This is a genomic window from Paenisporosarcina cavernae, assembly GCF_003595195.1.
Taxonomy (GTDB): Bacteria; Bacillota; Bacilli; order Bacillales_A; family Planococcaceae; genus Paenisporosarcina; species Paenisporosarcina cavernae.
Window position 1 is genome coordinate 275,181 of the sequence record NZ_CP032418.1, and the last position, 25,401, is coordinate 300,581.

The 25,401-nt window shown below is 39.9% G+C and carries 27 protein-coding genes; 23 read left to right on the plus strand and 4 right to left on the minus strand.

Features of this window, described 5'->3' with window-relative positions:
- Window positions 1-193: 193 nt before the first annotated feature.
- The 3 genes from D3873_RS01480 to D3873_RS01490 all read left to right on the plus strand — a co-directional run bounded on the left by D3873_RS01480 (window position 194) and on the right by D3873_RS01490 (window position 2,941).
- Entirely contained in the window at window positions 194-526 is a 333-nt protein-coding gene (locus D3873_RS01480; protein WP_162920102.1) for a DUF4383 domain-containing protein, read from the plus strand.
- A 152-nt stretch (window positions 527-678) separates the two neighbouring features.
- A complete protein-coding gene (locus tag D3873_RS01485; protein WP_119882350.1) occupies window positions 679-1,602 on the plus strand; it encodes a catalase in 924 nt (307 codons plus the stop codon).
- An 82-nt stretch (window positions 1,603-1,684) separates the two neighbouring features.
- Entirely contained in the window at window positions 1,685-2,941 is a 1,257-nt protein-coding gene (locus tag D3873_RS01490; protein WP_119882351.1) for a GGDEF domain-containing protein, read from the plus strand.
- Between the two features lie 34 nt (window positions 2,942-2,975).
- On the opposite strand, the gene D3873_RS01495 is transcribed toward D3873_RS01490, so the two are convergent.
- The gene (locus D3873_RS01495) at window positions 2,976-4,670 is read right to left on the minus strand and encodes a methyl-accepting chemotaxis protein (RefSeq protein WP_119882352.1); all 1,695 of its coding nucleotides are present in this window, start codon (window positions 4,668-4,670) and stop codon (window positions 2,976-2,978) included.
- A 147-nt stretch (window positions 4,671-4,817) separates the two neighbouring features.
- Between D3873_RS01495 and D3873_RS01500 the strand changes: the two genes are divergently transcribed.
- The 10 genes from D3873_RS01500 (at window position 4,818) to D3873_RS01545 (ending at window position 13,188) form a co-directional block, all read left to right on the plus strand.
- Window positions 4,818-5,621: an amino acid ABC transporter substrate-binding protein gene (locus tag D3873_RS01500; protein ID WP_119882353.1), complete on the plus strand. Its 804-nt coding sequence runs from the start codon at window positions 4,818-4,820 to the stop codon at window positions 5,619-5,621.
- The gene (locus D3873_RS01505; RefSeq protein ID WP_119882354.1) at window positions 5,608-6,309 is read left to right on the plus strand and encodes an amino acid ABC transporter permease; all 702 of its coding nucleotides are present in this window, start codon (window positions 5,608-5,610) and stop codon (window positions 6,307-6,309) included. The genes D3873_RS01500 and D3873_RS01505 overlap by 14 nt, the downstream gene beginning before the upstream one ends.
- A gap of 10 nt (window positions 6,310-6,319) precedes the next feature.
- A complete protein-coding gene (locus D3873_RS01510) occupies window positions 6,320-7,057 on the plus strand; it encodes an amino acid ABC transporter ATP-binding protein (protein WP_119882355.1) in 738 nt (245 codons plus the stop codon).
- Between the two features lie 192 nt (window positions 7,058-7,249).
- On the plus strand, window positions 7,250-7,540 hold the full coding sequence (locus tag D3873_RS01515) for a hypothetical protein (protein ID WP_119882356.1): 291 nt from the start codon (window positions 7,250-7,252) through the stop codon (window positions 7,538-7,540).
- A 36-nt stretch (window positions 7,541-7,576) separates the two neighbouring features.
- Window positions 7,577-8,026, plus strand: coding sequence for a hypothetical protein (locus tag D3873_RS13670; RefSeq protein WP_338014662.1), 450 nt, complete (start codon window positions 7,577-7,579; stop codon window positions 8,024-8,026).
- A gap of 93 nt (window positions 8,027-8,119) precedes the next feature.
- Window positions 8,120-9,499 carry a class II fumarate hydratase gene (gene fumC, locus D3873_RS01525; RefSeq protein ID WP_119882357.1) on the plus strand — a complete coding sequence of 460 codons (1,380 nt, stop codon included), beginning with the start codon at window positions 8,120-8,122 and terminating at the stop codon, window positions 9,497-9,499.
- Window positions 9,500-9,577: 78 nt separating this feature from the next.
- The gene (locus D3873_RS01530; protein WP_119882358.1) at window positions 9,578-10,111 is read left to right on the plus strand and encodes a flavodoxin family protein; all 534 of its coding nucleotides are present in this window, start codon (window positions 9,578-9,580) and stop codon (window positions 10,109-10,111) included.
- 52 nt (window positions 10,112-10,163) lie between these two features.
- Window positions 10,164-11,222 (plus strand): calcium/proton exchanger, encoded by a 1,059-nt coding sequence (cax, locus tag D3873_RS01535; RefSeq protein ID WP_119882359.1) that lies wholly within the window; start codon window positions 10,164-10,166, stop codon window positions 11,220-11,222.
- Between the two features lie 12 nt (window positions 11,223-11,234).
- A complete protein-coding gene (locus D3873_RS01540; protein ID WP_119882360.1) occupies window positions 11,235-12,059 on the plus strand; it encodes a squalene/phytoene synthase family protein in 825 nt (274 codons plus the stop codon).
- A gap of 346 nt (window positions 12,060-12,405) precedes the next feature.
- Window positions 12,406-13,188, plus strand: coding sequence for an alpha/beta fold hydrolase (locus D3873_RS01545; protein ID WP_119882361.1), 783 nt, complete (start codon window positions 12,406-12,408; stop codon window positions 13,186-13,188).
- A 128-nt stretch (window positions 13,189-13,316) separates the two neighbouring features.
- On the opposite strand, the gene trhA is transcribed toward D3873_RS01545, so the two are convergent.
- A complete protein-coding gene (gene trhA, locus D3873_RS01550; protein ID WP_119882362.1) occupies window positions 13,317-13,967 on the minus strand; it encodes a PAQR family membrane homeostasis protein TrhA in 651 nt (216 codons plus the stop codon).
- A 125-nt stretch (window positions 13,968-14,092) separates the two neighbouring features.
- On the opposite strand from trhA, the gene D3873_RS01555 reads away from it, so the two are divergent.
- Window positions 14,093-14,626 carry a DUF1836 domain-containing protein gene (locus D3873_RS01555; RefSeq protein WP_238473806.1) on the plus strand — a complete coding sequence of 178 codons (534 nt, stop codon included), beginning with the start codon at window positions 14,093-14,095 and terminating at the stop codon, window positions 14,624-14,626.
- 249 nt (window positions 14,627-14,875) lie between these two features.
- Here D3873_RS01555 and D3873_RS01560 read toward each other — a convergent pair whose 3' ends face one another.
- Complete coding sequence (locus tag D3873_RS01560; RefSeq protein ID WP_119882363.1) at window positions 14,876-16,396, minus strand: MDR family MFS transporter; 1,521 nt, start codon at window positions 16,394-16,396, stop codon at window positions 14,876-14,878.
- A 166-nt stretch (window positions 16,397-16,562) separates the two neighbouring features.
- On the opposite strand from D3873_RS01560, the gene D3873_RS01565 reads away from it, so the two are divergent.
- The 5 genes from D3873_RS01565 to D3873_RS01585 are packed head-to-tail and all read left to right on the plus strand — an operon-like array spanning window position 16,563 to window position 21,076.
- Window positions 16,563-18,026: a spore germination protein gene (locus tag D3873_RS01565; RefSeq protein WP_162920103.1), complete on the plus strand. Its 1,464-nt coding sequence runs from the start codon at window positions 16,563-16,565 to the stop codon at window positions 18,024-18,026.
- A gap of 1 nt (window position 18,027) precedes the next feature.
- Complete coding sequence (locus D3873_RS01570; protein ID WP_119882365.1) at window positions 18,028-19,110, plus strand: GerAB/ArcD/ProY family transporter; 1,083 nt, start codon at window positions 18,028-18,030, stop codon at window positions 19,108-19,110.
- Window positions 19,103-20,200, plus strand: a complete 1,098-nt coding sequence (locus D3873_RS01575; RefSeq protein WP_119882366.1) for a Ger(x)C family spore germination protein — start codon at window positions 19,103-19,105, stop codon at window positions 20,198-20,200. The genes D3873_RS01570 and D3873_RS01575 overlap by 8 nt, the downstream gene beginning before the upstream one ends.
- A 42-nt stretch (window positions 20,201-20,242) precedes the next feature.
- Entirely contained in the window at window positions 20,243-20,707 is a 465-nt protein-coding gene (locus D3873_RS01580) for a YaiI/YqxD family protein (RefSeq protein WP_119882367.1), read from the plus strand.
- Window positions 20,708-20,749: 42 nt separating this feature from the next.
- Window positions 20,750-21,076, plus strand: a complete 327-nt coding sequence (locus tag D3873_RS01585; protein ID WP_119882368.1) for a hypothetical protein — start codon at window positions 20,750-20,752, stop codon at window positions 21,074-21,076.
- A gap of 23 nt (window positions 21,077-21,099) precedes the next feature.
- Here the strand turns inward: D3873_RS01585 and D3873_RS01590 are convergent, their stop codons facing one another.
- Entirely contained in the window at window positions 21,100-21,927 is an 828-nt protein-coding gene (locus tag D3873_RS01590; RefSeq protein WP_238473839.1) for a DegV family protein, read from the minus strand.
- 106 nt (window positions 21,928-22,033) lie between these two features.
- On the opposite strand from D3873_RS01590, the gene D3873_RS01595 reads away from it, so the two are divergent.
- From D3873_RS01595 to D3873_RS01610, 4 genes are all read left to right on the plus strand, one after another.
- Window positions 22,034-22,801 carry a DUF1295 domain-containing protein gene (locus tag D3873_RS01595; RefSeq protein WP_119882370.1) on the plus strand — a complete coding sequence of 256 codons (768 nt, stop codon included), beginning with the start codon at window positions 22,034-22,036 and terminating at the stop codon, window positions 22,799-22,801.
- Window positions 22,802-22,888: 87 nt separating this feature from the next.
- Window positions 22,889-23,713, plus strand: a complete 825-nt coding sequence (locus D3873_RS01600; RefSeq protein ID WP_119882371.1) for an STAS domain-containing protein — start codon at window positions 22,889-22,891, stop codon at window positions 23,711-23,713.
- Between the two features lie 105 nt (window positions 23,714-23,818).
- A complete protein-coding gene (locus D3873_RS01605; protein WP_119882372.1) occupies window positions 23,819-24,508 on the plus strand; it encodes a class I SAM-dependent methyltransferase in 690 nt (229 codons plus the stop codon).
- A 62-nt stretch (window positions 24,509-24,570) separates the two neighbouring features.
- Window positions 24,571-25,380 (plus strand): DUF1206 domain-containing protein, encoded by an 810-nt coding sequence (locus D3873_RS01610; protein ID WP_238473807.1) that lies wholly within the window; start codon window positions 24,571-24,573, stop codon window positions 25,378-25,380.
- Window positions 25,381-25,401 lie beyond the last annotated feature (21 nt).

Below are 25,401 nucleotides of genomic sequence, written 5' to 3' on the forward strand. Positions count from 1 at the left end.
TCCATTTTCTTGCAAACTACGTTTATTGTAACGGAAACCGAAAGAAATTACACCATTCATAATAGAATGTGTTTTCAGAGAGTTTGGAAGTTTCAAAGTTTCTATTATAGGAAATTAGAAATGTAAGCAACGTGATCCAAAGTACTAGTTGATACGTTAGCTTGATGAAACACAAATAGAGAGGATGAGAGAAATGGCAAGAAAGTTTGTGCAAGTATTAGGTATTATATTTATCATTTTAGGAGTAGTAGGATTTTTCCTACCAATGGAGGACATCTTCCATTTAACAACGATGCATAATATTGTGCATTTAGTTTCAGGTATTATTGCACTAATCATGGCACGTAGTGAATCAGGCGCAATTTTGTTCGCCAAGGTATTTGGAGTAATCTACTTATTAGTGGCAATCATCGGATTGTTTACACACGAGTTTATCGGAATTGTCTTCTTATTTGCAGACAATGTGCTTCACTTTATTATCGCTTTTGCTTCACTTTATGTTGGATTTGCTAGCAAGAAAGTGTAACAAGGTTTCTAAAATCGCTCCAAATACGGAGCGGTTTTTTTGTGGAAGAAGGATCGATTCGATAAGACTAATTCTTCTTGCTCAATCTCCTATAAAATGGATTACTTCATTTTAAAACGGGAATGATAGGGACATGAGAGGAGAGGATGTAGATGTATAGTCTTCATCGAAATACGGACGATGTCTTAGCAATTAAAACAGTGAATACGATGGAAGCAATTTCAGGGAAACATCCGAAGGCAAAGAGAGCGCATGCAAAAGGGATTCGTGGGAAAGCAACGTTTACGCCATCACCTGACGCATCGAAGTGGAGTCGGTCAACCTTCTTTAAACCGGGATCGTATGAGGCAGAGATTCGATTCTCCACTAGTTCACCGAATCCGCAGGCATCTGATTTGTTTGCAGGTATTAAAGGGCTAGCGGTTAAATTGGGGCAAGACCAGAAAGAATCGCATACACTTGTGTGTGCGAATGCACCTGTATTCGTGACTTCCTCTGCAGAAACGTTTTCGAAAATGATGGATTCGGTCGAAAAATTAAAAGAAGGCAAATTTACGTTAAGTGGAATAGGGAAATTAGCGAAAGAATTTCCGGAAGCGAAAAATGCTTTGCAAGCAGTCAAAGGATTAAAGCCATCAACGCTCTACGAAGCGACAACATACTATTCGATCCATGTGTTTTACTTGCTCAATGAAGAAGGAAAACGAATTCCTGTAAAATTTGAATGGAATCCTACATCCGAGCTTGTGGAAACAGAAGCGAAGGAAGAAGAGATGGGGGAAGATGTTTTATTCCAAAAATTAGAGCAGTCCGTCCAACATGGTAAGGTTTCTTTTGAGCTTGTAGCGGTCATTGGCACAGAAGAAGATTCAACGATTGATCCTACTGTGCTGTGGCCAGAGACGCGTGAACGAGTGGTACTAGGTTCCCTCAAAGTAACCTCATTAGAGGAAGATGACCAATTATTGTTTGATCCCAATGACTTGCCGAGCGGTGTCGAAGCTTCTAAAGATGAGATATTAGAATTTCGAACAAAAGTATATCGTCACTCGATGGAAAAAAGAACAGCGGAGTAATGTGTATTTACTACCTTCGTGGTAGGTGATATAGTAAAATATATGCAAGATTCTGAAAATTTTTAAATGGGGAGGTGTGTGCATGCCAGAAAGAAGAATAGGTCAATTAGGCCAAGATAGCAAAATCATATTAGATGCGGTAAAAGAAGGAATTTACGGAATGGATTTTTCTGGAAAGATAATTTTTTGCAATGTCGCCGCTGCGGAAATGCTCGGTTATTCCCAAGAAGAACTAATTGGCCAGCATGCACATGACCTCATTCATCATTCAAAAAAAGACGGTTCCGTTTATCCAATCGATGAGTGCAGTACGACGAAAACGTTGGAAGATGGTATGGCACGAACGATTGAAGATGAGGTTTTTTGGAATAAAGCGGGAGAACCTGTTTCAGTAGAATATTCCGTATCTCCCATATTAGTAGATGGCAAAATTATCGGAGCGGTAACGGCTTGTCGTGACATTACAGAACGGTTAAAGTCAGAGGATTTTATTCACGGACAAAAAAGGCTGTTAGAAATGATTGCGCATGGAGATGCTACAGAAACGGTCTTGCTCGAGATGCTTCGTTTGTTAGTAGCGCATACAAATGCGATTCAAGCGAAATTACAGATCGGAGATGAAACGTTTCAGTTGTCATCTGAAACAGCTGAACCACTAGTGGAAACGTCGATCTTACATGTACCCATTAAGGAAGCAGCCGAAGAAGATTCTGGTATGTTGTATATCGAGTTCTCCGAACAAGCAGGACCAAGTATTTTAGATGCAGAAATTGCAGAGACATATGTGAAGCTAGTCATTCTAGCAATTGAGCGCAAAAAGTACGAAATTGCAGTTGCTCAACTCGCATTCGAAGATGATTTGACGGGTTTAGCAAATCGACGTCAATTTGAGGAGAAGCTTCAGTTAGCGTTATCAAAAGCAAAAAAATCTGGCAAAGAGATTGGTTTATTGTTTATGGATGTTGATGCCTTCAAATCAATCAATGATACATATGGACATCATATCGGCGATGCAGTTTTACAACAATTAGCTTCACGTATTCAAGCGTGTGTAAATGAACCGAATTTGTTTGCACGTTTTGGTGGAGATGAATTTATGCTGTTAATTCAGCATGCAAATGTGCAACAAGCAATCGATGAGTTTAAAACGAGCCTTTACCAAGTGCTAAAACACTCTTTTCAGTTGGAAGATCTACAACTCGATTTATCCTTGAGTATTGGATATTCCATCTATCCGCGAGACGGGGAGGATATCTTTACGTTGATGAAACGCGCGGACAAGCAAATGTACAATATGAAACGGTTGCACAAAAAATCGCAAATTGGGTACGAAATATAAAAATGGAGCATCCTATAAAAGGAGCTCCATTTTTTTATAGTTTAAATTGACGAACCATCGCGTTTAATGAGTCAGCCATTTTTGCAAGGTCATCCGAGCTCTTCGAAACATCTTCCATAGAAGAAGAAGTTTCTAAGGAAGAAGCAGTCGTTTGTTCGACCCCTGCTGCGGATTCTTCTGAAATCGCTGCAATTTCTTCCACTTTGATACTTACTTCTTTCGTGTTTTCGCGAATCGCAGAGACGTTGTCACTCATCACTGAAATATTTTGTACCATCGTTTTAATCGCTTCGTTAATCGCTACAAACGTTGTTTTTGTTTCAAGAATTTGATGCGTTCCTTTCGTTACTTCACCGTAACCATTTTGAAGGGAACTTGCGACATTCGACGTTTCTTGTTGAATGCTTCCGACGATGCCAGTAATTTCTGTCACAGAATCGGCTACTTGTTCTGATAGCTTTCGAACTTCGTCTGCTACAACGGCAAAGCCTTTTCCATGCTCTCCAGCACGAGCCGCTTCAATCGCTGCATTTAACGCGAGTAAGTTCGTTTGTTCTGAAATCGATTTAATCACTTCTACTAATTCAGAGATTTGTTTAGACTGTTCGTCTAACTTAGTAACTCGGTCATAAGCTTCCTTCACAATGCCATCAATACGTGTCATTTGATCAGAAGAGTTTTCCATTAAACCAGCACCAGATGTCGTAAGTTCTAATACATCATTCGTGGAACTTTCTAGTTGGCGACCATTTTCACCCGTGTCATTTACGCGTGCCGTAAATTCACCCATCGACTCCGAAAGTTCTGTCGCTAGTCTTGCTTGGGTTTCCGATCCTGCCGCAAGTTCTTGCATTGTAGCAGCAATTTGTTGAGAGCCTTCCCTAACTTCGGAAGCAGATTGTGTTAACTCTTCACTTTGCGATGTAACACTTTCGGAAACACCACTAATTTGTTGCATAATGGTTTTCATTTTCTCATTCATCGTGTTTGTTGCATCAATCAATTGTCCAACTTCATCCCGTAATTTAGTTGTCATTGTGCCATGACTTAAATCACCGTCTGCAATCGCGTTCATTCGTTTCATGACATCACGGATAGGATTTGCGATCATGCGTGATGTAAACCAAGCGATGGCAATCGAAGCAATGATCACAAGTAGCGTAATGATCGTCACGATTAATTGCGTCGATTTTCCAACGGCAATAATCGTGTCACCTTTTTCATTCATTTTCGTTTCGCGTTCATTAACGACTTGTTCAAATCCACTCATGATTTCACGGGCAAGTGGCTGTGAGGTTTGTTGTAATTCTTGCAGAGCTAAACGATCATTTCCATTGTCGTACGGCGTGAACACATACTCTTCCACATGATTTTCCCATTCAGTGGATTTATTAATAAGGTCTTGTACACCGTCTTTTGGAGTGGCTTCCAGTATGTATACTTGGATTTCTTTACTTTTTTCCGAGTAATCTTCGAAAGAAGTTTTGTATTCTTCATCTCCAAAAAGCACGTAAGCACGGGAAAGTGCCACACGTTGCGCCATGTTAAAAGCAAGTTCTTCGTATGAAATTAATAATTGTACATCACGATCTAAGATACTTTCTGTATCGTCATTCATTTTTGTTGTAGCAAGGTAATTGTAACCGCCTAACAAAATGACAAGAAGTGCAACCGAAAGAAATCCGGCTAAAATTTTCGTTCCTACTTTGCGAAATCCTTTTCGCTTCATTTCCCCACCGTCCAGTCTCTATTTTCTAGTTCCTTAGTAATATCGGTTAAAGTTTGCATGTGTGAAGCAAATTGTTTTGACTCAAGTGAAAAAATGATATACACTTTCTAATGCCTAGTAAACTTATATGAATTTGGAGGATTAAAAATGAAAAAATTAGTATTTACCATTACATTGCTCATGGGAGCAATTTTATTAACCGCATGTGGATCAGATGAAAACGACGCCGCTACAGGAAGTGACACACAAGATTTACTTGCATCCATTCAAGATAGCGGGGAACTTCTCATTGGAACGGAAGGAACGTACCCACCTTTCACCTTCCATAATGACGAAGGAAAACTTACCGGATTTGACGTCGAAATTGCCGAAGAAATCGCAAAGCGTTTAGATGTAGAACCGAAATTCATGGAAACACAATGGGACGCGATGTTCGCAGGATTAGATTCCAAGCGATTTGACATGATTGTCAACCAAGTTGGTATTCGCCCAGACCGAGAAGAAAAATATGACTTCTCCTCTCCATACATTACGTCTGCTGCCGTGTTAGTCACATCAAAAGAGAATAACGATGTAAAAGGCTTTGACGATATGAAAGGGTTGAAATCGGCGCAATCCTTGACGAGTAATTACGCAGATATTGCACGAGAAAACGGTGCGGAAATTGTGGGAGTAGAAGGATTTAATCAAGCGATTGAATTGTTGAATTCTGGTCGAGTAGATGTAACTGTCAATGACAAATTATCCGTACTTGATTTCCAAAAACAAAAACCAGATGCTAACATTCAAATTGTTGCCCAAGCAGATGATGCCGCAGAGAGTGGAATCATGTTCCGAAAAGGAAACGAATCATTGGTCGAAGCGGTAAATGAAGCACTAAACGACATGATCGAAGACGGCACATACGATACAATTTCAGAAAAATGGTTTGGCGAAAATGTACTTGAATAGTAGTATGGTCGATCCAGAAAAAATGGATCGTTATATAGAGATTGCACTTAATTCCCTCCAACCTTTGTTGGAGGGTGCTGTTGTTTATACGATTCCGCTCGCTATTCTTTCGTTTCTTTTTGGTATCATATTGGCCGTTCTGACGGCACTTGCACGTATCTCAACTAGTAAACTCGCGAACGGCATTGCACGATTTTATGTGTCCGCAATTCGAGGAACGCCGCTGCTTGTTCAACTTGCCATTTTGTTTTACGGACTTGGCAACTTAGGTATCACAATCGATCCGTTTCCAGCGGCAGTGATAGGATTTTCATTAAACGTCGGTGCCTATGCATCCGAGGTCATTCGCGCAGCTATTTTATCGATTCCAAAGGGTCAGTGGGAAGCTGCTCATATGATTGGGATGTCCTATTCGCAAACATTGCGCCGCATCATTTTACCGCAAGCAACGCGAGTATCGATTCCACCTTTATCGAACACATTTATCGGATTGGTGAAAGATACATCACTTGCTTCGTTCATTTTAGTAACAGAAATGTTTCGGCGCGCACAAGAAATTGCCGCGACAAACTATGAATTCTTACTACTTTATATAGAAGCCGCCATTCTGTACTGGATCATTTGTACGTTACTAGCAGTGGTGCAAGGAAAATTAGAACATCGTTTTGATCGATACGTCGCAAAATAAGGAGGAAGTCATGATAACAGTCAAATCGTTACACAAAAAATTCGGAGATGTTGACGTGTTGAAGGGCATTGATTTAGAAGTGGAAAAAGGGAAAGTTGTCGTCGTCATTGGACCATCTGGATCTGGAAAAACAACTTTTCTACGGTGCTTAAATTTATTGGAAACCCCTTCCTCCGGTGAAATCGTTATCGACAATGTGCACGCGAATTTTTCCATCAAAACCACGAAACAAGTAACAGATGAAGTGCGCAGAAAATCCGCAATGGTTTTCCAACACTACAACTTATTTCCGCATATGACCGTTCTGGAAAATGTGATGGAAGGACCAGTCAGTGTACAAAAATTTCCGAAAGATAAAGCAAAAGAAAGTGCTCTCCTGCTATTAAAGAAAGTTGGATTGTCTGATAAAGCAAATGACTACCCACATCAGCTTTCTGGAGGTCAACAACAACGCGTTGGAATTGCCCGAGCATTAGCCTTACAACCAGAACTTTTGTTATTTGATGAACCAACATCTGCCCTCGATCCAGAACTCGTTGGCGAAGTACTTCAAGTAATGAAAGATCTCGCAAAAGAAGGCATGACGATGATTGTCGTTACCCATGAAATGCGATTCGCTCAAGACGTCGCAGATGAAGTCATCTTTATGGATGAAGGAATCGTCATCGAACGAGGAAATCCTCAGGAAGTATTCACAAACCCAACGGAAGCAAGAACGAAGAAATTTTTAAACTTAATACAACAATAAGTCGAATCGCTAATGGATAACCCGTTAGCGATTTCTTCTATTGCTCTTGCCCATTTCACGAAATTATCCTCCCATTTTCCAATTTCGCCATGCCCAAAAGAAGAAATCGGCAGCTTCATTGGAAGAATTTTCTGAAACTATTTCTATTTCTTCCCGTATTCAGTAGTATGGAGAAAAGGAAGTGGAAAATTTATGAAGAAAAAAAGGTTGATTGGTTCCGTCATTCTACTTGTAATCGCCCTAGCCACGAATATCGCACTTCAATTAGTAGGCTTCTTTGAGCAGGCAACGACTTCTATACTAAGTGTCCCTGTTGCAACCCATTACGATTGGAACTTTGTTGGGATATTTATTGTAGGTGCAATAGTAGTCGCACTTGGTGGATTAGTAAGTAGTCTTGAAAAATATCAAGGTCGTACGCTGATAGTTTCGTTTATAACCATCATTCTTGCACCAGCAGTTGTTTTATCACTTTTACAGTAAGAAACGAATCATAGAATCTTTAGGAGGTAATGTACGATGGATACAGGAACGATTTCAGTCATTATGGTGTTTTCCATTCCCATCATTGCGATCATCACTGGTCATTTGTCCTCTACGAAGAAATTGAAGTCGACAATGATCAAGGACGAATTGGAGCTTGAGAAAACAAAGCAACAAAATTATTTAATTGAAACGGAAAAGATGAAAGTGGAACTCGAGAAAATGAAGCTTGAGTTGGAAACGAAAGATAGGAATAGTCATGCACTCCCTTCGTATAAAAAAGCCGATGTGAATGAATTGTTGCCAGAAATGAAAGCTAGTAACGACGAAACTGCCGGGAAAGTAGCGAGTACTTCATTCCCAAAAGAAGAGGCTCCATCGAATGGTGGACAATCTGACACTGCATTGCCAAGTGGTAATCATGCAGAAAAAGACGTGCCATCAGATGCCAGGGAAAAAGTAGTGGAATATGTGCGTGTACGTTGAGACTTTAGAGGTTTTCTAAAGTCTTTTTGTTTGAAATTTTCTTCTTGGAAATGAAACAATAGATGGAGTAATTACTCGGAAGGAGCGGTTTACATGGCACGTATAGAACGAGATTCCATTGGTGAAATTGAAGTAGCAGATGAGGCGATGTGGGGTGCGCAAACACAGCGCAGCTTGCAAAATTTTAAAATAGGTGTCGAAAAAATGCCTTTGGAACTGATTGAGGCATTTGCACAGTTGAAAAAAGCAGCGGCGATTGCGAATGAAAAGCTGGCGAATTTAGAAGCAGAAAAACGACAAGCGATCGTTCGAGCAGCAGATGACATTATCGCGGGGAAATGGGAAAACGAATTCCCATTAGCGGTTTGGCAAACAGGAAGTGGAACGCAAACGAATATGAATGTAAATGAAGTTATTGCGCGGATTGGCAATCGCTATTTAGAAGAACAAGGATACGAATTGCGTTTACATCCAAATGATGACGTAAACCGTTCCCAAAGTTCTAATGACACGTACCCAACGGCGATGCATATTGCAGCGGTGAAACAAATTGAAACGTCTTTAAAACCTGCATTAAAACAAATGAAAGGCACATTAAGCGAATTGTCGAATCGCTATGCGTCCATTTTGAAAATTGGTCGAACGCATCTCCAAGACGCAACACCTCTTACGCTTGGACAAGAAATTAGTGGATGGGAGCACATGGTGGCAACCACCGAAACAATGGTGATGGAAAGTTTAGACCACGTGCTTGATTTAGCCATTGGTGGAACTGCAGTTGGAACGGGTATAAATGCGCATAAAGATTTTGGCGCAACCGTCGCAGCGGAATTAAAAAACGCAACAGGCTATTCATTCCGCTCATCCGAAAATAAATTTCATGCATTAACGAGTCATGATCAGCTAACGTATGTCCACGGAGCATTAAAAGCATTAGCAGCAAACTTGATGAAAATCGCTAATGACGTTCGCTGGTTAGCAAGTGGTCCGCGTAGTGGAATCGGCGAAATCACCATTCCTGCGAATGAACCAGGAAGTTCCATTATGCCAGGGAAAGTAAATCCAACTCAATCAGAGGCACTTACAATGGTTGCTGTGCAAGTGATGGGAAATGATGCGGCAATCGGTTTTGCGGCAAGCCAAGGAAACTTCGAGTTAAATGTATTTAAACCAGTGATTTACTATAATTTCTGGCAATCCGTGCGTCTATTAGCTGACGGGATGAATAGTTTCCACGACAACTGTTTAGTCGGTTTAGAGCCGAATACCGAAGCACTAGACAATCATTTGAAAAATTCTTTAATGCTTGTTACTTCGCTAAATCCTTACATTGGATACGAAAAAGCAGCGAAAATCGCGAAAACGGCACATGAACAAGGCACTACTTTACGGGAAGCCGCGTTAGCAAGTGGCTGGGTGACGGAAGAACAATTTAATGAATGGGTGGACCCAGCAAAAATGATTGGTCAGTAACATATTGCGTTCGCTTTGCACATACTTGTGTAAAGCGGCGTTTTTCATTTCCAAAAGAAGTAAAAAGGAGAGTATTCCATGATCGTTATTTACGGTAGTTCTAGAGAGAAAAGTAACACGGAGTTTCTAACGGAAATAGGGTTAGAAGGAAAAGAAGTGACACGGATCCATTTGAGGGAACATACCATATTTCCGATTGAAGATCAGCGGCATGAACCTACTGGATTTGACCGAGTTGACGATTCGTTCGATGAGGTCATGCAAGAATTGATGAAGCACGACGAAATGGTGCTCGCTACACCAATCTATTGGTACGGGATGTCAGGTCTCATGAAAAACTTTGTTGATCGCTGGTCGCAAGCAATGCGCGATGAAAAATATGAAGCACTGCGAGAAAAAATAGGTCAAAAAAAGCTGTACGTAGTGGCAGTCGGTGGGGATAATCCGCGATTAAAGGGGCTACCTCTAATTCAACAATTTCAGTATATTTGCGACTACTTTGGTATGACGTTTGCAGATTATGTCATTGGAAAAGCTGGTAAACCGGGTGATATAGAACAGGATGCGCGCGCTATCTCTGACATGAAATTTATGGCCCAAAATTGGCGCTAAAATTTCTCCCTTTTTTCGCCTTGTGATAGGATGAAAAAAAGGAGGATTTACCATGGTGAACAAAATTTTTACAATTATTGCGGGCATTGGTGTTCCGCTGACGATTATCGCTTCTTTGATGCACTGGTCCTCTATCGCCATGTTCCTCATTGGAGCAATAACCGTCATTGCCCTTTCTAGTTTTATGGGAAGAGCAACCGAGAGTCTTGCAGTCGTAAGTGGACCACGAATTGGTGGTTTGTTAAATGCAACTTTCGGTAACGCAGTGGAACTGATTATCTCGATATTTGCCCTAAAAGCGGGTCTAATCGGTGTCGTTCTGGCATCATTAACGGGTTCCGTCATTGGGAACTTATTGCTAGTTGCGGGACTTTCCTTCTTTTTAGGTGGGTTGAAATTTAAACGACAAAAATTTAGTTTTCACGATGCGCAACACAATGCTGGATTATTGATCTTTGCCGTCATTGTCGCATTCGTTATACCAGAAATATTTTCAATGTCCATGAATGAAACCGAAACACTTCAATTGAGTGTAGGAATTTCGATCGTGATGATCGCATTATACTTGGCTGGTTTATTCTTCAAATTAGTTACGCACCGAGGGGTCTATCAACACTCTGAAGGCGAAGAATATTCCGAGCATGAAGAACCGGAATGGTCGAAAAAGAAATCTATTCTGATCCTACTCATCGCAACTTTAGCAGTAGCTTATGTGTCGGAAAATCTCGTACATACATTTGAATCGGTAGGAGAACAATTTGGCTGGTCGCAGCTCTTTATCGGGGTAATTATCGTTGCGATCGTCGGAAATGCAGCAGAACACGCATCTGCAATTCTAATGGCGATGAAAAACAAAATGGACGTTGCGGTCGAAATTGCGATCGGATCCACCTTGCAAATCGCCATGTTTGTCGCACCACTACTTGTGCTAATCTCATTGTTAATGCCTGAATCGATGCCACTTGTCTTCACGATTCCAGAACTCGTTGCCATGGCAACAGCCGTTATGCTAACTGTCAGCATCTCCAACGACGGGGAATCGAACTGGTTTGAAGGACTGACGATGCTAGCAGCTTACGTTATAATGGGAATAGGATTTTTCTTACTATAGGGAGTTGGCAGTATGCATTCCACCAAAAACCAAACAAAACACGTGATGAACATGCTCAAAGAAACGAGTCGCACATTCTATCTTCCCATCAGCTTCCTTTCCGCTGACTTGAAAAGCACAGTGGCCGCTGCTTATCTCTGCATGCGTGCGATTGATGAGATTGAAGACCATCCGGCTCTTGGCAATGACGTGAAGAAATCACTACTGACAAGTGTGTCACAAAACCTTGCAGGGGATTTTGACGCGAACCAGTATGCAAAGGACCTAGCGGGGTACGAAAGCGTCTTGCCGGAAGTTACATGGAAGTTGGCCGATTGGATTGACTACTGTCCAGAGAAAGTACGTCGGAAAGTGCAGGACTCAACGAGTGAAATGGCTTTTGGAATGGCGAAATGGGCAGAACGAAACTGGCGTGTTGATACGAAAGAAGATTTAGACGAATACACATACTACGTAGCTGGACTTGTCGGGGTTATGCTGAGCGATTTGTGGGAATCATACGGACACGAAAAAACAGATCGAGAGAAATCCATCGCTTTTGGACGAGGCTTGCAGTTAGTTAACATTCTGCGTAACCAACAAGAAGACGCCGAACGCGGTGTAAGCTACGTACCAAATGGCTGGATGCGTGATGACCTCTTTACGTATGCCGATGAAAATTTATCACGTGCAAAAGACTATGTACACGACATTCAAGACAAGCGCATCAAAATGTTTTGCAAAATCCCATATGCCTTAGCGGAACGAACACTCGCTGCCATGAAAAAAGGGCAGGAGAAAATGTCTCGAACAGAAGTGGAAGACGTCGTCGCAGCACTCGAAAAAGAAACTTTATAAAGCGTTTTGTAAGAACCTTGCCGTTGTGCAAGGTTCTTTTTTACGATCATTTTTCGGATGCAAAACTTACCTTTTAGGGGGAGTTATCACTAACGAAAACATGGTTTGACTTGGAAGGAAATGGCACTTTGCATGGTTTTCGCGTTTACTAACAGGATATTTGGAAAAGTTGCATGTTTTCACCTGGAAGTTGCATGTTTTACCACTATTTCTGCACGTTTTTCCCGGTAGTTAACAGGGCTTTTCAAGAACAATCGCTTTACCATGATAAAAACACTCTTCAAAAGTGTAAATTTTCTTCCATATGGGTAGAGAATAAAAAGACAAATTGTTCGGGAGTGTTCTCATGACGAAAAAAGAGATGGAATTACGAGATGGAAATTTATTTTATGAAGTGCATGGTACGGGTGAAGCCATTCTGTTATTACATGGTTTCTGCGGAAGTAGTGCGTACTGGGATGATGTAGTGCCGACATTGGCAAAATCACATCAAGTATTCGTGTTAGATTTACCGGGTCACGGTGCATCGGATGCTTCTTTTGGGAATTATGAAATGGAATATATGGCAGATTTACTTCGTGATTTTTTAGATGCGGTACATATTGATAAGGTGACGATGATTGGACATTCTCTTGGAGGATATATAACACTTGCTTTTGCTGAAAAGTACGAAGATCGATTAAATGGATTTTCTCTCGTGCATTCAACTTCTTTAGCGGATAGTGAAGAAGGAAAAGAAGGTCGAGAGGCGGCGATTGCAAAAATAGAGAGTGAAGGACTACCGGCGTTTATTGAAGGGCTCATTCCGAAATTATTTGCTCCAAATGCGGAAACAGATTCGCTACAGGAAAAGGCAAAAGCCATTGGCTACAAAACGTCTAAAGAAGGTGCAGTTGGTTTCCTTCGGGCAATGAAAAATAGAAAAGATCGCACGACAACATTAGAAGATTCGAGCGTGAAGGCGCTATTAGTAGCTGGTGAAAAGGATGGTGTCATTCCACCAGAGAAGACCTTCCTCGTGAACCGAGAGCGATTAAGTCTTGCGCTAATTAAAGATGCAGGACATATGAGTATGATGGAGCAGCCGAGCCAGTTGATTGAAAAGCTTGAATCATTTTTAGAGGAATAAAAAAGAACCCGTCTTTTTAAATGAAAGAATCTTCCCTACTAATCCACAAAATGGGGAAGAGTTTCATCTAAAAACAACGGGTACTTTTGTTTTAAAAAAAATAAATCTGTCTTCTTGCGTACGGATGTCTATTTCAGTACATACAGGTAGACGCTGACAAAATGACTTGCCGTTCCTAATAGGATAAATAAGTGGAAGATCTCATGATAGCCGAGAATAAGATTTTCCATAAATTTCGGCTTTAATCCGTAGATTATTCCGCCGATCGTATACATAATTCCTCCAAGGACTAGGAAGAATAAGCCGGTAGAAGAAAGGACTTCCGCCAAACGACCACTTAAGAAAATAATGATCCAACCTAGACCAATATACAAACTAGTGGAGACCCAGCGTGGTGCGTGAAACCATACCATTTTAAAAATAATGCCAAGAATGGCTACAACAGAGACGACGGTAAACACTACGATCCCAGTTGTATCTCGAAGTGCAACTAAACAAAATGGTGCGTAAGATCCTGCAATTAAGACGAAAATCATGGAATGATCTAAACGTCGAAAAAAGGCGATGACAGAATCCTTTGCGATAATCATATGATACAGCCCAGAAGCTGAGTAAAGTAAAATCATGCTAATCCCAAATATAACGACCGCTACTACGGGTAGTGTAGGATTTTCCAATGTCGTTGCTTTCATCAACAATAAAACAAATCCGGCTATAGAAAGTAGTGCGCCAATCCAATGAGATAGACTATTAAAAGGTTCTCTAAAATACGTATTCATATTAAAACTCCTTATTATGTAGTTATTGATACTACATAATAATATATACGAACTATATGATAGTGTCAATATTTACGAATTTCGTTTCGTGACCTATACTTAAGAAAAAGTAGTGGAGGTATCACGTGACTATATCGGAAGAAAAAATTGGATTAAACCGAAAAATTGAATCGAGTAAACTACCTAATATCGATTTATATGTCGATCAAATTATGCAATTGTTTGAGGAAGTGTTTGAGCAATCAAAACGTAATCCTGAAGAAAAAATCATGACCAAAACGATGATTAATAATTACGCAAAAGGGAAGTTGCTTCAACCAATTGAAAATAAAAAGTATTCGAAGAACAATATATTGTTAATTGCGTTGATCTACCACATGAAGGGGACACTTTCGCTTCAAGATATTCAAAAAGTGCTTCATCAAGTGAAAGAAACGAATGCGATTGAAGCATTATATGAAACATTCGAAAATGCTCAACCTCCTCTTACTGACCATTTCGAGCAGTCTGTTCAAACAATCGAAGAGAAAGAATCAGATCGGATTCAAAAAATCCTATCGTTTGTACAACTGAGCAACTTTTATCGCAAAGCAGCAGAGCAGTTAATTGACGAGTTGCCAGAGATTCCAGAACCGAAAAAATCAAAACCTGTGAAATAATGTGTCAGCATGGATAGATATCTTCTCGTAACTGGAGAGGCGATCTATCCTTTTTGTTTGACCAAGTACGTAAAAATTCATCCTCTCATGTTCATGACGAAATCCACGAAGGATTGGTCAATAACAGAAATGGGCTTTCTACCGAAAAAACTAGAAAAATTTTGCCGATTGAGTGAAGCAAGATCTGATACGTGAACACAAAAAATGCCTCGAACAAGAAAGCGTTTGTCTATCTTGTCGAGGCATTTTTTATTCTGTTACACCTTCAGCTGGTGCATCGGATTTCTTTTCTGTTAGAAGTCGTTCATTTCCCATCGTGTACACCGCAATCGCAGCGATCGCAATTGGAATGAGTGACCAGAAGAATGTAGACGAAATGGACACAGCCATTGCATCAATAATTTTCTCTAAAATGTTTGGCGGAATTAAGTTCCGTTGTGCAGGTTCGAAGACATTTTGCAAGTTGTCTGGTGAGAAGGATCCACCACCAGCATTACCAAGATCTTTATCCAACTGATTTTGTAATAATTTCGTTTGAATTGCCCCGAACACAGTAATCCCTATTGCTAATCCGAGTGAACGGAAGAATGCATTGGTGGAATTCGCTGATCCGCGGTGTCGGAAGTCCATTTTGTGCACTGAAGCGGATGGCAATAAAGAGAAAGAGAAGCCTACGCCAATCCCAACTAGGGTCATATAAACGGTCAACAATAATCGATCTGTTTCAGGCGAAATGGTGGACATTAACACCATCCCAATTGCATACACGACAACAGAAACGGCCATAATTTTTCGATATGCCCATTTCGTTTGCATAATTCCGGCAAACGCACTTCCGACTACCGATCCAAGTAGCATCGGCATCAAAATAATTCCCGCATTGGTTGCTGAACCGCCATAGACGGATTGCACAAATAGTGGGATGAAAATAGTCAAGCCAACGAATGTGGCACCGTAGACAAATGCCAACACTTGCGAGGATGCGAATAATTTACTTTTGAACATCCAGAAAGAAATAATCGGTTCTGCAGCTCTTTTTTCTGCGAAGAAAAAGACGATTAAAAACACCGCAAATACGGCGAATAAACCGAGAATGATCCAAGATGTCCATTCATATTCTTTGCCGCCTAGTTCGAGGGCAAACATCAAACTAACGACAGCTGTCACGAGGGATATGGAACCGAGCCAGTCAATTTTTTGTTTCGAATGTTCGGTTGACTCATGGTAATACAGCCAAACTAACACTAAAGAAACGATCCCGAGAGGAATATTCACATAAAATACCCAGTTCCAACTGAAAGTATCCGTGATGAAAGCTCCTAGTAAAGGTCCTAAAATACTTGAAGCTCCAAATACTGCGCCGAACAATCCAGTCATTTTACCACGTTGTTCTGGAGGGAAAATATCAAACACGATGGTGAATGCAATTGGCATTAATGCACCTCCACCAATCCCTTGGATAGCGCGATAAGCGGCTAATTGCGGGATAGTGTCTGCGATCCCACAAAGTGCAGAGCCTATTAAAAATAACGCTAAACCAAATACGAAGAAACGTTTTCGCCCATACATATCAGATAATTTCCCGAAAATAGGCATTCCCGCAAGCACTGCCACTGCATAGGCAGATGTAATCCATATGTAGTTTTCTACTCCACCTAAATCGGCAAGAATAGAACCGAGTGCGGTTGCGACAATTGTGTTGTCCATTGCCGCCATTAATATTGCTAATAAAAGTCCACTTAATACAAGTTTTACTCGTGGTTGTTGCATAAAGATTCTCCTTTCCTCAGACGATGAATCGTATCACCGTTTTACGTTTTCTATCAGTTTTCTAAAACAGATCATCCTGTACTCTTACAAAGTATACTACTCGAATGAATTAATGGAAATTGGGAATGCTACGAACAGGAGAGTTTGCGGATTGGAGGTTAGGAGATTGAAAATCCCAACAGGTAAATTGAAAAAGGATAAATCCTCTACACTAAAAGAAACAACGATACCTCATCAAACAATTGTCGATGAATTTAACCATGTGCATGACTTTCTTCAAAAAAAGCTTGTCACGAATATCGGGGACGTTATTTTATTCTATTTATATAGTATGGTGGATCATTCCGTTATCTATCAGAAAGAAATAAAACCACTTCTTGAAAATGCAAAAGCCGCCTTGCAAGACGGGGAACTTCTTCCAGAAAACGATCTTGCCGGTATTATTAATGCTATCTCGATCGGTCATATCGTCGTGTATGTAGAAGAAACAAAAAAATATTATAAATTTATTGCGTATAGTGCTCCTACACGTTCCATTGGCACTTCCGAAATTGAAACGACTGTCATCGGACCACAGGATTCTTTTACCGAATCATTGCAGACCAATTTATCCTTGTTAAAACGACGCATTCACACTCCACACTTTAAAACAAAATCTAGCACGATCGGTACAGAATCTCACACTGAAATATGTACCGTTTATATGAAAAATATCGTAAGTGACGACAATATCGGTCTAATTGAAGAACGATTACGCAACGTCAATAATCCGAGCTTTCAAGATATATCCATTCTCAAACAAATGTTAGAGGACAATCCGTTTTCTCCTTTTCCTCAATTTATTATGACGAACCGACCAGACACGGCCGTTAAGTATATTATGGATGGGCGAATTGTGGTACTAATGGACAATAGTTCTAGCATTATGATTACGCCATCTTCTTTCTTAGAAATGTTTTTGTCGAGTGAAGATTACTACAATCGATGGACTACCGCATCTTTACTTCGACTTATACGATTTATTGGATTCTTTATCACCGTTATATTAACCCCTGCCTATATTTCCATCATGTCGTTTCATCCCGGTGTTGTGCCAATTGATCTGTTGATGAGACTGCAAGAATCACGGTCCAAAGTTCCTTTTCCTCCTGTTTTTGAAGTGATTTTTATTGAACTCGTAATAGAAGTGTTAAGGGAAGCTGGAGCTCGAATGCCGACAAAAATTGGTCAAACAATTGGTATCGTTGGAGGTATTGTAATTGGAACCGCTGCAGTCGAAGCGGGATTAGTAAGTAATGTATTGATAGTTTTAGTAGCTATTTCCGCACTATTATCGTTTATGATTCCAAACTATTTAATGAGTAATGCAAGTCGACTCATTCGCTATTTTTTTATCATTGCGGCTGGTGCGTTTGGATTCTTAGGATTAACACTTGCTTTAGCTTGGTTAATGAATCATTTATTGAACTTAACGTCACTTGGAAAACCTTATGTTTCGCCTGTCGTTCCTCGTAGATTTTCCGATGTCTACGATGGAATTGTTCGTGCACCATTAACGTTCATTCAAAACCGAAAAAGATTGAGTATGTCAAAGCAGCCAACCTTTCCAACGAAACGGGAGAAACAATAAGATGGATGTTCACCAAAAATTACCTTTAAACAATACGCATGTTTTCTTTTTGGTGCAAAATGGCATCATAGGGATGAGTATGCTATCGCTTTCGAATACGTTAAGCCCCATCGGGAGTGGGCACTGGATAATTCCGATACTTTTCGGGTTATTAGTGACCATTACGGTTATCGGTTTAGTAAAATTCAGTGCCATTTTTCCAGAACAGCATTTGTTTCAAGTACATGACCGCTTATTTGGACCACTGATAGGCTCCATTCTTAATTTTACTTGGCTCGTTTATTTTATAGCGTTGGTGTATATCGTCTCCGACAATTATTTGGCTCTTGTTGAATTGTTAATCTTGCCGAATCGAACGCAGTTTTTACCATTTGTTGTTGTAGTCATTCTAGAAATATTTATTGTCAAAGGTGGAGTGAAATCGGTGGCGAGATTTTGTATCGCTACTTTTTTTCTCACTGCTTGGATGATTGTTTTTTTAAAATGGGGATTCACGGAAGGAACGATTACACATGTCCTCCCTGTTTTTAATTTCACCTGGAGGGAGTTTTGGGAAGTCTTTAAACCAGGCTATTCAAGTTTACTAGGATTTGAATTACTCCTTCTTTACTATCCGCTTATTCAACAGAAGAAGAAAACCACCAAGCTAGTGATTGGCGGGGTATGGACCTCCATATTTTTTTATGTAGCAGTAACATTCGTCGGTTCGATGTATTTTTCGCAATGGCAATTAGAAAATGTGAAGTTTCCTTTGTTGAAATTATTTCAAGCGGTCAATTTAACGTTTATCGAACGAATTGATACACTCGGTATTTCATTATGGGTTTTGCTAATATTATCTACTGGTAGCCTATATTTGTGGGGTGCTAAGCTTGCCATTGACCACTTTCGGAGTAAAGAAACCGCGTTTCATTTATATATTTTAGGATTGATTGTCATTCTTCTTACGTTTATCCCGATTGAAGAACCTACCAAACTGAAAATACAGCAATATGTGTTTTATGTGGGATACGTCTTAGTTATATTGCCCATTTTATGTATCCCTCTCGCTAAGCGCGCTAAGAGGAGGGAGCACAATGCGTAGAAAAGGATTTTTCCTATTTTTTGTCTTTTTCACAGTACTCCTCACTGGTTGTAGTGAAAATAATCGGCAACCTTCCTTAGAGCAATATAGCTTAGTGACAGTAATGGGGTTTGATTATGTAGACAAGGATACTTTTGGAATGTCCGTTGTCATTCCTCAAGTATCAGAAGCTGCGGAACAACCCTCCCAATACTTGGATACGACTGCATCACTTACGCAAGAAGCTTTATTGCACATTTCATCTAAAACCGATAAAACTGTGAGTTTAAAGCAGTTGCGAGTGGTCATGTTTAGTGAAGAATTCGCGAAGAAAAGTAACATGCGTGATATCATCACTTTCTTATATAAAGAAACAGAAATACGGTCGAACGTTCGGGTCGTGATTGTAGAAGGTGAAGCAAAAGATATATTAAACAGAACGTATCCGGACAAACCAAGTACGAGTGAATATCTTCATGATCTACTAGAACCTAGAATGTATACCTTCTATAATCCTGTAACAACGATTCATCATTTTTTACATGATGAAACGGATCCAATTCTAGAAGCAATTGCTCCTGTCATACATTTAGAAGAAAATGTACTTCAATTAAAAGGAATTGGTGTTTTTGACGATGGTTATTGGAAATTGTCTTTAAACGATCAAGAGTCAAAATACATTCAAGCACTTCGTGGGAAAGTGAAGATGACACTTTTAAAAGTGAAGCTCGATGATGAATGGGAAGAAGAAGTTATTTTAAAATTTATTACAATCAAAACAAAAATTAGACCAGATGAGAAAACGAATACGGTTCGCATTGATGTGAAATACAAGGGAACATTAACCGAATACGAGGGTTCTAAACAAAAGATTACAGTAGAAGATTTTCCTGCATTAGAACGTCAACTCGATAAAGAAATTAAGAAAGAAATCGAAGATTTACTAATCAAATTGCAAGAAAATGAAGTGGATCCTATTGGCTTGTTTGAGAAAATCCGTATGAGACAGAGAAAGGAATGGAAACTTGAAGACACGAAGAAGCACTTGAAAGATGCAACATTTGATGTGCATGTGAATACGACGGTCACGAGCACAGGAACATTGAAATAGATGTACAAAGTTTCTCATGGCATACTAGTAAAAAGGGGTGTCATGAAGATGAAAGTACTTGTCGATGCAGACGGCTGTCCAGTAGTAGGTGAAACAATTGAAATAGCAAAACAACATAACCTTTCCATTATTCTCATTTGCGATACGGCACATGAGATGCACCGAGATGGAGCGGAAACCATTACGGTTTCAAAAGGTGCCGATGCAGTCGATTTTGTTTTGGTGAATAAAGTAAAACCATTCGATATCGTCGTAACACAAGACTATGGACTGGCCGCAATGGTTCTTGCAAAAAAGGCATTTGCCATCGATCAAAATGGACGAGAGTACACAGTAGACAATATTGATGCGCTTTTACACGCAAGACACACAGCGAAAAAAATTCGGATGTCAGGTGGGAGATTAAAAGGACCGAAAAAGCGGTCTAAAGATGCGAACCGAGCTTTTCAAGACGAATTGAGAAAACTCCTACAAAAAGCAGCTGCAAGAAACCTTTACGAGACGTAATACGTACTTGTACTATTACGCGAGAGGAAAGGAGAGTTTGTAGTGAAAAAAGGAGTTTACTGTGACTACTGCAAAAGGGAAATTAAGATACGACCAGATTTAGTTACAGCTACCGTTTTGGGAGAAGTTGTTCCGTACCATGAAGACTGTTTTGCGAAAAATTTAAAAGGGATGCGAAGTTTTTTCGTTAGCAATCAACCGATTAATGGTACGGCGAGCATTGTCACCATTATTTTCCTTGGAATAGTAACTCTTTTTGGTCTCCTCATTCGTCAAACGTTTGGCTATGGAGCAGCTATCTTATTTGTCATCAGTCTTATCTATCGCAGTTATTCGTATCTAAAATTCGAACGGCGGTTAGAAAAATAAAACAGGAAAGCCAGTGAAAATGGCTATGCCTGTTTTTGTTTGGATACGACAGCTAGACTTCCTTGGCCACCGTGAATGGCAATAATGGGACTTAATTCGCCAATGCGAATTGTTTGCTTTGGATGTTTTTCTAGCAGCAATTGTTTCATGTATTCTGCGTTCACCACGTCGCCGCAATGCAATACCCATGCGGCTTCTGCAGAAGGTATAAATTGATTTGCAATCACTTGGAACGATTTTTTCTTCGTTCGAACCTTTTGGAAAACTTCTAACTTCCCATTGATAAATTGCAAAATTGGTTTTATTTGCAAAATGCTGCCAATCGCAAACCCAACTTTTCCGATTCGTCCACCTTTTAATAACTGATCCAGTGATGCCACGTAAATCGTATTATGATAGGTCGGTGGCAGTTTCTCTATATGCTCGATTGTTTCTTCGATAGATTTGCCTTCCCGAATCATCTTTTTCCCGGTTTCGATTAAATCATACAACGGCCACGAGACAATCTCGGAATCGACCATATAAAAAGGAATGGCCACATTACCTGTTGCTGCTTTAATTGAGTCAAACGTGCCGCTAATTTTTTTGGAAATAAACACCCCAATAATGGCATCGTACGAAGCTTCGATCATCTTCAAAGTGTGTTCAATATCCCCTACAGCAGGCTGCGAGGATTTCGGTATTTCATTACTAGAAGCAAGCATGGAATAAAATTCTTTAGACGAAATATCGACACCATCTCGATAATTAGATTCCCCAAAACTTATTTGCATTGGAATAATAAAGACATCGTTAAAATTCCCGTGTTCTGGTATATAAATAGAGCTATCTGTTAACCAAGCTATTCTCATCTTCACTCAACTCTCTTCCAAGCATATTCAAATCTGATTTATCTGATTAGTAAAAGTATAATAGAGAAGAACGAACAAATAAAATTAGAATGTGCAGGTGAGAAAAATGGTCGTATTATATGCAGTTATTGCAATTTTTCTATTTATGACATTTGTTTGGATGATCGCGGTGAAAAAAGATAATTATTCCATTGTGGATATTGTTTGGGGTATGACGTTTATGGTGACGACAGCTGTCGTTTTACTGTATTCCCAAGAATTTAATGTCGTATCGTGGACAATAGCTATTTTGGTCTATATCTGGGGAATTCGTTTGTCGTACTACTTGTTTAAGCGTAATGCTGGAAAACCAGAAGATTATCGCTATCAAGCAATGCGTAAAAATTGGGGAGATCAAGTTAAATTACGTGCGTATCGACGTGTATTTTTACTACAAGGTGCAATTTCTCTGATTTTGTCATTAGCAATCTTTATTGGAATTACACAAAGTGATGACATTATTTCTCTCATTCCTTTATATATTGGGGTAGTGGTATGGATTATTGGTTTCTTCTTTGAATCGGTTGGGGATGCGCAATTACGTAACTTTATTGACAAGCCGGAGAATAAAGGTAAAGTAATGACGGAAGGTTTATGGAAATACACTCGTCACCCAAATTACTTTGGAGAAGCGACGATGTGGTACGGAATTAGTTTCGTGGCAAGCTCCGTTCCTTGTGGATGGCTCTCGTTTATAAGCCCGATTTTATTAACGATCTTATTGCTCAAGATTTCTGGCGTACCTTTGTTAGAGAAGAAAAATGCGCAAAAGCCAGGGTATGCGGAGTATGCTCGCAAGACATCCGTTTTTGTTCCAATGCCACCAAAAAACTGAAATTTTTGGCAAATTAGCGCAAATCGTTCTGATTTATAGTAAAATAAGTGATAAGAACTTATTCGCTTTATTATAAGGAGAACTATCGTGGAACAATATAACAAGGTAAAAAATTATTTATTAGAGCACTCAACAGAATTAGCGAAAGAATTTATTTCAAAGGCGTTAGAAAATTCACCTATTGAAATTCCACCCGAACATGTAGAAATTTCCACAAAAGCAAATGCGGAATTTCTCGAGCTGCTTGCAAATTCATTTGAAGAGTCAGAAGAAGGCGCAGCAGAGGAATTAATCGAGTGGAGTAAGCAGTATGGGGAACAACAAGCAGCTAATTTAGCGAACTTAACGACAATGATTAAACCGTATGCAGCCAATCGTCTTATATACTTGAAACGTATTTCAGAAATTTCGATGAGCCTTGGCCTTGATACGGAACATGTTGTGAACGTAAATAACCGAGTAAGTTTTCTGCTCGATACAAGCATGACAGAAACGATTTTTGCGTATGAAGCATATAAAGAAGCCCAAATTGTTGAGCGTGAACGGGAAATTAATGAATTGTCCGCACCACTTGTTCCATTAAAGGACGCAGTAGCAATACTTCCTATCATCGGAATGATTGATTTCAACCGGATGGAACATTTGTTGAACAATGTGATTCCCGAAATACCTCGCCAAGAAATCGAACACGTCATCATTGATTTCTCTGGGATTTTAACAATTGATGTGGAGGTTGCACATCATATCTATAAGATTCATAGTGTACTTGGTTTGTTAGGAATTCATGTTTTATTCACAGGAATTCGACCAAACTTATCGTTAGCAGTTGTACAAGCTGGACTCGACTTCTCGAAGTTTGAGACATATTCAAATGTACAGGTGGCACTAAACCATATTGAAAAAAACATCTAAACGTCTCCTAACCGGGAGGCGTTTTTCTCCATTTAGACTCTCTATTTGTCTAGAGTGGGAAATACAGGTATGGAGTAATACATATATATAGAAAGGGCGAGAAAGATGGATGATTTTTCGTTTGACTTAGAAATGGCAAAGGAATACGACAAAGGGATTCGCCGTGCAATGCCTACATATGATGCACTATTTCGCATGACACAATCTTTTATGCGAGCACATCTATCCGAAAAAGCGGATTTACTAATTGTTGGTGCAGGAAGTGGGAATGAAGTGACGATTTGGGGTCCTCAAAATCCTAACTGGCATTTTACTGGAGTAGACCCATCCGAAGAAATGTTAGAGGTTGCTGCATATAAAGTGAAAGAATTGCAAATGGACGATAGAGCGCAGTGGGTAGCTGGATATTTGCACGATGTTTCATTGGAAAAAATGTTCGATGCTGCTACCTGCATGTTAGTGTTACATTTTGTGGAAACACGAGAAGGGAAACGTGCATTGCTGCAACAAATATATGACGCACTTAAACCTGGTGCTCCTTTTGTAATGTCCTGCATGTATGGTAACACTTCCTCGAAGGAATTTGCGAATCGTTTACAGCATTGGAAATTGATTTGGCTCGATTTAACGAATTTGGATCAAGAAGACGTGGATGCGATGGCAGAGTCTGTGTCAGAATTACCTATCTGTGAGGAAGAAGAAATTGAATCCCTACTAGAAGAAGTCGGATTCGAACACGTCACTAAATTTTTCTCGACAACATTATTCGGCGCTTGGTCCGCAGTGAAGAAATAGGTTTTTAAATTCCTCTGAGAGGGAAACTAGTAGCAAAAGAGTTTCTGAGAGGAATGGGGAAAATGAAAGAAGAAGTGAAGCCTTGGATAAGGCGTTTCGGACGCTTCGGCTATATGGCCAAAGGCGTTGTATATGCAATGATTGGTATATTAGCAGGGTTAGCAGCTATTGGTCCAGGAGGAGAATTGACTGGAACGAGTACCGTGCTCCAAGAAATTGCCAAAATGCCGTTTGGCGAAATTGTTTTATGGATTATCGGTATTGGACTAATAGGATACATTGTGTGGGATCTCATTAAAGCCTTTAAAGATCCTGAAAACCATGGAACGTCGTTTAAAGGAATTATTCATCGCATTGGTTATTTTGTGAGTGGCGTCATCTATGCAAACATTGCTTGGGGAGCCGTGAAATTAGCAAGTCATACCGGCACAACAAGTAGGGGGTCTGAAAAGACAATCTCTGCGAAAGTAATGGACTATCCATTTGGTGTCTGGTTAATCGGGCTCGTTGGCGTCATTATTTTTCTTTACGGAGCATATGAATTTTGGTCTGGCTATAAAATGAAATTCCTGCGGAAGATAAAATCACATGAAATGTCTTCGGAAGAAATGAAAGTGACAAGACATTTAGGTCGGGTTGGTATGATGGCACGGGGATTGGTTCTAGCAATAATTGGCTTTTTCTTTATCTCCACCGCATATACGCATGATCCGGATAAATCGAAAGGTCTAGAAGGCGCTTTAACAGAAGTAGCCACCAAACCTTTTGGCATGGTACTTTTAGGAATTGTGGCGATCGGATTAATTTTATATGGCATTTTTCAAATTATACGAGGAAGATATGAAATCATGAATTTTGGAAAACATTCGTAAAGTGAAATTTAGTTAGTAAGA